Source organism: Microcoleus sp. D2_18a_D3 (assembly GCF_036702455.1).
Taxonomy (GTDB): Bacteria; Cyanobacteriota; Cyanobacteriia; order Cyanobacteriales; family Microcoleaceae; genus Microcoleus.
Genome location: NZ_JAUBTK010000024.1, coordinates 79619 through 85618, shown reverse-complemented (window position 1 = coordinate 85618; position 6000 = coordinate 79619). Strand labels below are relative to the sequence as shown.

General features: G+C 43.1%; 5 protein-coding genes and 1 pseudogene. 1 reads left to right on the top strand and 5 read right to left on the bottom strand.

Annotation, left to right across the window (positions count from 1 at the left end; all coding sequences use genetic code 11):
• Window positions 1-98: 98 nt before the first annotated feature.
• The 3 genes and pseudogenes from QUB06_RS13990 to bioF form a co-directional block, all read right to left on the bottom strand.
• Window positions 99-329 (bottom strand): annotated as a pseudogene (locus tag QUB06_RS13990) (IS701-like element ISPlag1 family transposase); the annotation flags it as partial.
• Window positions 330-806: 477 nt separating this feature from the next.
• Window positions 807-956, bottom strand: a complete 150-nt coding sequence (pirA, locus tag QUB06_RS13985) for an arginine synthesis PII-interacting regulator PirA (protein ID WP_172185012.1) — start codon at window positions 954-956, stop codon at window positions 807-809.
• Between the two features lie 319 nt (window positions 957-1275).
• A complete protein-coding gene (bioF, locus tag QUB06_RS13980; RefSeq protein WP_333435749.1) occupies window positions 1276-2448 on the bottom strand; it encodes an 8-amino-7-oxononanoate synthase in 1173 nt (390 codons plus the stop codon).
• 66 nt (window positions 2449-2514) lie between these two features.
• On the opposite strand from bioF, the gene QUB06_RS13975 reads away from it, so the two are divergent.
• A complete protein-coding gene (locus QUB06_RS13975) occupies window positions 2515-3450 on the top strand; it encodes an exopolyphosphatase (protein WP_333435748.1) in 936 nt (311 codons plus the stop codon).
• 123 nt (window positions 3451-3573) lie between these two features.
• Here the strand turns inward: QUB06_RS13975 and QUB06_RS13970 are convergent, their stop codons facing one another.
• Entirely contained in the window at window positions 3574-3807 is a 234-nt protein-coding gene (locus QUB06_RS13970) for a hypothetical protein (protein WP_333435747.1), read from the bottom strand.
• Window positions 3808-3818: 11 nt separating this feature from the next.
• Entirely contained in the window at window positions 3819-4940 is a 1122-nt protein-coding gene (locus tag QUB06_RS13965) for a glycosyltransferase family 4 protein (RefSeq protein ID WP_333435746.1), read from the bottom strand.
• Between the last annotated feature and the right edge of the window lie 1060 nt (window positions 4941-6000).

Here is a 6000-nt window from a genome sequence, read left to right as displayed (position 1 = left end):
CTCTGGTTGTTCGCTCATCTGACTACATTACCATATTTTTCGGCTCTCGAACGACTATTTTTCACCTGAATCCTTACAATAATTTGATAGCAGCCGTGTTTAATTTGATATATTGTTTGACGCGTTTTATCGGCTAAACTTTTGAGGGCATACCCCACGCAAGTTCATGGCAAGCAATATGATTTTTGCGAATTCTAGCTTGACGGCACTGCCAATATTCTCTCCCGGTTAGTTGCTTGATTTCCCTAGGAAATTGCTCAATTTTCCAACGAATAGCACACACATGAGTGTACGTTATTCCTGCTGGATTGAGTTTGGTTGTTAGTCGCGAATGTCCACTTGTCAGTGCCCGGACTACTTAAAGTGATGGCTGAGGGGGCGATCGCGCCCTCACCATGTGCCAATTCCGTAACTCCTGTAGTTAATTAGTAGAGTGGGCCTCGGTGCAGCTTACTACTACAGATAGTGTCAAAATAGAAGGAATGCAGCGTAAGTCTTGTTCTTCCCTCTTGCTTCTTCGTTCTGACTTCAGAACTTACGCAAAAAATGAATGGTTCAATCCGCTATTGGTACAGACTCTGTGGGCTGAGGCGCACCCTAAAGATAGAGTTTGTGCGTGCAGGAGTTTTCCCTCTTCCTTCTTTATTCTTCCTTCTCAATAAAAAATCCCGGTTTCTTCAAGAAACCGGGGTTTTTCCTACCAACTAAGAGAGGAGTCAAAAGTTCACAGGTAGCGGTTGCCGGAATTCTGCATTTCTCGCACAACCCTCTAAACCAAACTACGGCAAATTCTAGTTGCAGCTTCTTTAAAGCTGTCTCATTTCCTCTTCAAGCACCCGAACCAAATCTTGATTGCCACTGGATCTCGCTACTTCTATGCGGTGCATCAGTTGCTTGTGAATGTTAGCGCGGTGGGTTTCTGCTACTTTTTTTACGTTTTGACGATTTGTGTTCATGGTGGACGTTCCTTATATTAAATTTGGTGTACCTGCTACTTCTCTAATATAGCGCTAAATTTCAAAAAGTATCTAAATTTACAAAAAATTTACAGTTGTTGACCGATCGCCCAAACTCCTGTATAAGAGTGGCCATAAGTCAATAGCGATATCTTGACAATCAGAAGTCATTAGTCATTAGTCATTAGTCAGTAGTCATTAGTCATTAGGCCGATGCCCGATGCCCGATGCCCGATGCCCGATGCCCGATGCCCGATGCCCGATGCCCGATGCCCAACATTTACATTTAGTCAAGCGGTGCGCGGTACGCACCCTACATTTACTCAAAACTCAAAACTTGCTTCAGCGCCTCTACCAACTGCTGAAGGTGTGCGAGCTCGTGAGTTGCCATCAGCGAAATCCGAATTCGACTCACGCTTACAGTCGGAGGCCGAATCGCCGGAGCAAAAATACCCATCTCCTTGAGTTTGCTGCCTACTGTTAAAGCTGCCGCTGCATCTTTTAACGGAAGACTGAAAATTGGGGAGAGGCAATTGCTAATTGGTAATTGGTGATTGGTAATCGCGCAATATTTGAAAGTTTCGATATTTTGTCGCAACCGAACTCGGCGTTCTGGTTCTTGCTGTACAATCCTCACAGCTTCCAAAGCAGCCGCCGCGTCAGCAGGCGTCAATGCCGTAGTATAAATCCAACTCGCAGCTCGATTACGCAGAAAATCAATTAAAGCAGCAGAGCCCGCAACGTAACCACCTAAACTTCCCAAAGCTTTGCTGAGTGTCCCCACTTGAATCAGCGGTGTTCCCGTACACCCGAAATGTTCTGCACAACCGGCACCGCTAGCACCGAAAACTCCTGTAGCGTGAGCTTCATCTACTAATACCATGCAGTTAAAGGTTTCGGCCACAGCCAACAACTGCGGCAGCGGACACAAGTCCCCATCCATGCTAAAGACGCTATCGGTAATAATTAAACACTTGCGGTATCTCGCGCGATTTTGCTCTAGCTTGGCCGTTAAATCCTCAAGATTGCAGTGACTGTACTCTAGGGCAGTTGCACCGCTGAGTGCGGCTCCGTTTTTCAGGCTCGAATGGTTGTACTTGTCAGATAATATCAAATCGCGCTTGCCGACAACGGATGCGATCGCCCCTAGATTCGCCAAATATCCCGAACTGAATACTAAAGCATCTTCAGTTTGTTTTAAATTAGCAATAGCTTGTTCTAGCTGTCGGTGCAAATCGCGGTGTCCGCTGACCAACCTCGAACCCGTCGCACCCGTCCCAAATTCCTTAGTTGCAGCCATAGCAGCTTGAATTAACCTGTCATCGCCGGCAAGTCCCAGATAATCGTTGCTGGCAAAGTTAATCAGGCTGTGGCCTGCTAACTTTACCACAGGCCCAGGGGAACTTTCGATCGATTGTGGCGATCGATACCAATCGGCACGGCGAACTGTGTCCAGGGCCTTCTCTATCCAAGCGTAAGGGTCTGCGTTCATATTGGAAAGCGATCGGGTAATACGTTATATTAGCTGGTGATCAGTTCCTCCCTATCACAGAAGCATATGCCACTCACTAAAAAATACAGATTAGTCACCCGCAGTGATTTTGACGGTCTTGTCTGTGCCGTTTTGCTCAAAGAACTCGATATGATCGACGAGATTAAATTCGTGCATCCTAAAGATATGCAGGATGGGAAAATCGAAATAACAAATAACGATATTAGCACCAATTTACCCTATGTTGAGGGGGTTCATCTAGCTTTCGATCACCATTTCAGCGAAACTCTTAGACACGAGAAAATCAAAATTAACCACATCATCGATCCCTATGCAGCTTCGGCCGCTAGGGTACTGTACAAATATTATGGAGGCCAAGCAAAGTTTCCTGATATTTCCGAGGCGATGATGGCGGCAGTTGACAAATCAGATTCCGCTCAATTTGCCAAAGAAGAGGTTCTGCACCCGCAAGAATGGGTGCTGTTAAACTTCATAATGGACGCCCGAACGGGGTTGGGAAGGTTTAAAGAATTTACCGTTTCCAATTATCAGTTAATGATGCAGTTAATCGATTACTGCAAATATCATACCATCGAGGAAATATTGCAGCTTCCTGATGTGAAAGAAAGAGTAGACCTCTACTTCGAGCAAGAAGAAAAATTTAAAGAGCAAATACAGCGCTGCGCCAAAGTTTATAATAATTTAGTTGTTTTGGATTTGCGTAACGAAGAGGTGATTTATGCAGGGAATCGTTTTGTAATATACGCTTTGTTCCCTGAGTGCAATGTATCGATTCACGTGCTTTGGGGACTGAAACAACAAAATACTGTTTTCGCAGTTGGCAAGTCAATCTTTAACAAAACTTCTACAACTAATATTGGGGAGTTAATGTTAAGATATGGCGGCGGTGGGCACCAGAATGCCGGAACTTGTCAGATTGAGAACGATAAAGCTAGTCAAGTTTTGAAAGAGTTAATTGCCCACATAGAGCAAAATGGTTAAATTGGCTTTATCTTTTCTGCAGTTAGGACTTGAGTCTTTGATTATTTGTTTTAATTTTCAGCACTAAAGTCCTTACTACAAACAGGGATTTTTATGACTGAAGTCCTTACTGCAAACGGGAGTTTAGTCCTCAAGGTTTTGATCTGGCAAGTTCTGAACATTGAGATTTTCTGAACTATTGCCTTTTACGGGTGGCAAATGGTCTACCAAACCCATATCAAAAGCGATATCCGGCAACTCATCAGCGTTATATTTTCCTGGCTCAAACAATCGCCCGGGAGTAAAACAAGGCTGTTTCAATCGTACCACCTCCCCGGGTGAAAACATTCCCCTAAACATTTTGCGTTCGAGTCCCATACTTTCTGATCCTAAAACAACTTTCGCATTAATCTTAGCAATTTTTGAGCAGCAGCTTCCCAATTAAATAAATCCGCCGTCTCTTTAGCTTTGTGAGCTACCTGAAAACGCATCGGGTCTTCAACAATTTTTCGTAACTGTTCGCGAACAGACTGAAGATTTGGCTCGGCCCAATGAGGAGAATTTCTGATTTTTAGATACTGAGTATCGTAACACTTTCCGACGGGAATTATATCGTAAGCTATGGGATAGCAGTTATCCGCATTGGCGTACTCAGTCGGGCCGCCGTACATAGTCATAGCAACGGGCAAACCTGCTGCAAAGGCATCCAAAATTTTAATCGCAAAACCCTCCCCGCGAAAGGGTGCTAAAAAAGCATCGGCTGACAAGTATAAATCAGCTAGTTCTGCTTTATTATAAAATTTAGGGATGATCAGAATTTTGGCCTTTAACTTGCCGAGCTGCTTTTCGATATTTACGAGATGTTCCACTATAAAATCAGGATTTTTGCCACCATCTTTGATTATCAACTCTACGTTAGAATCATCTTTAAACTCTTCCCAAAAAGCTTGAATAGCGAGATCAGTGCCAAATCTATAGAAATCAAAAGAATTGGTCATGTGCAGAATATACTTTACATCTTTTTGGGTTTTTTGCGGTCTGGGTAAATAGAGTTGCGAGATTAAAGGATTGAAACCTAGAGGCATGACTGATACGTTAGCCGGCGGACATCCCGCTTTTATTAAAACGTTTTTAGAGTATTGGCTGACGGCTAGTTTGTGGGATGAAGTGTTAACAGCATCGTAAATCCAGTAATCATAATCATCATGGTTTTGGGCGAATTCGTAATTGATAGCAAAAAGTTCTAAGTTGAGATGTCCGTTGAGTTCTTTTAAAAAATAAGGTTTCCAATAATGAGACCATTTGATCTGAAATAAATCTGAGGGTGCGGTGTTCATCCACTTCGCTAGCAGGTCGTTTTCTTCTGCTGTCGAATTGCGCCTGAGATGAGATGCTATTGTTGAAGGTTCGACCGAAATAGGAATTCCCATTTGGTGTAAAGTTTTCGCCAGGGATAGCGTAATATCAGCGAAGGAGTTAAAGTGTTGAAAACCAACGTTAAAGTGAACCATATTTATTGGTTATTAGTGCAGGGTAATCGCATCTGATTTGGTATAAATTGTACTTGACAAATGACATAAAATGCACCCGCCAGAGGCAGGGCTGCGGCGGAGACGCGATCGGCGACCAATAAGCAGTTAAACTGGGAATGGACTCCCGGCAGGTATTCCTCACTCAGGCAGATGGAAAAAGGCGGTCGTGAAATCTACTGGCAACGCAACATTGTTGAACGTGCTATCAACCTACTCAACCAAGGGAGTCCGATCGCTATTCGATATGATAAGCTGGCTGCCAATTATACAGCCATGATTACGATCGCCTGCATTCTGTCGTGGTTATAGTTTGAAAACACGCTCTAAGCAATATCACGTGATGGAGATAAATCAACTAGGTGGAACCCCAGCGAGCGTGCTTAGCTAGCTCTCAGTATCACACTCAATTTTCATTACTTAGTTTACGAGCTGCCTTTGAATGATGCTGTCAAATATTTTAAAAATTTCCCTCGCCATTATACCTTAATTAAGATGCGATTACCCTGTAATATCTCTGAGTATTTTTTTTATTTTTTCTATTCTGGGCTCGTTCAAATTGGCAAAATTTTCTAAAAAACTGGCATTTAATATATTCACCCAAGGCAATAAATCTGTTTGTTTTATTGGTGATTTAAAGTTTGAGTAAAACCTTTGGCCCTTGATAGCACCCATAAACTACAATAACTACATTGAAATTTATTCGGATTTAACTCTAGCATATTTTGGGTTCAAATTAAGATGCGTTTACCCTGGAGCATAAGGCCATGATTAGGCAGCAGTTAAATCTGTCTGCCCTACTTGACTTTTGTGACATTTTCGTAAGTTATCACCCATGGGAAGATCCTGGCAATGAAGATTTGGATGCTCTGCCTCCCAATAGTTTTCTCCTTTTAATCGAGGATGTGCCTTCTCCAAAGGCATTCCCAGGCGGAGCCTGGGAACGATTGGAATAGTCATTGGTCATGCGTTAATTGCTAAGCTGTTGCGGCATTTAAATTGTCTGTCAAAAAACAATCAAACAATGAGTGGGGTGTCGCGC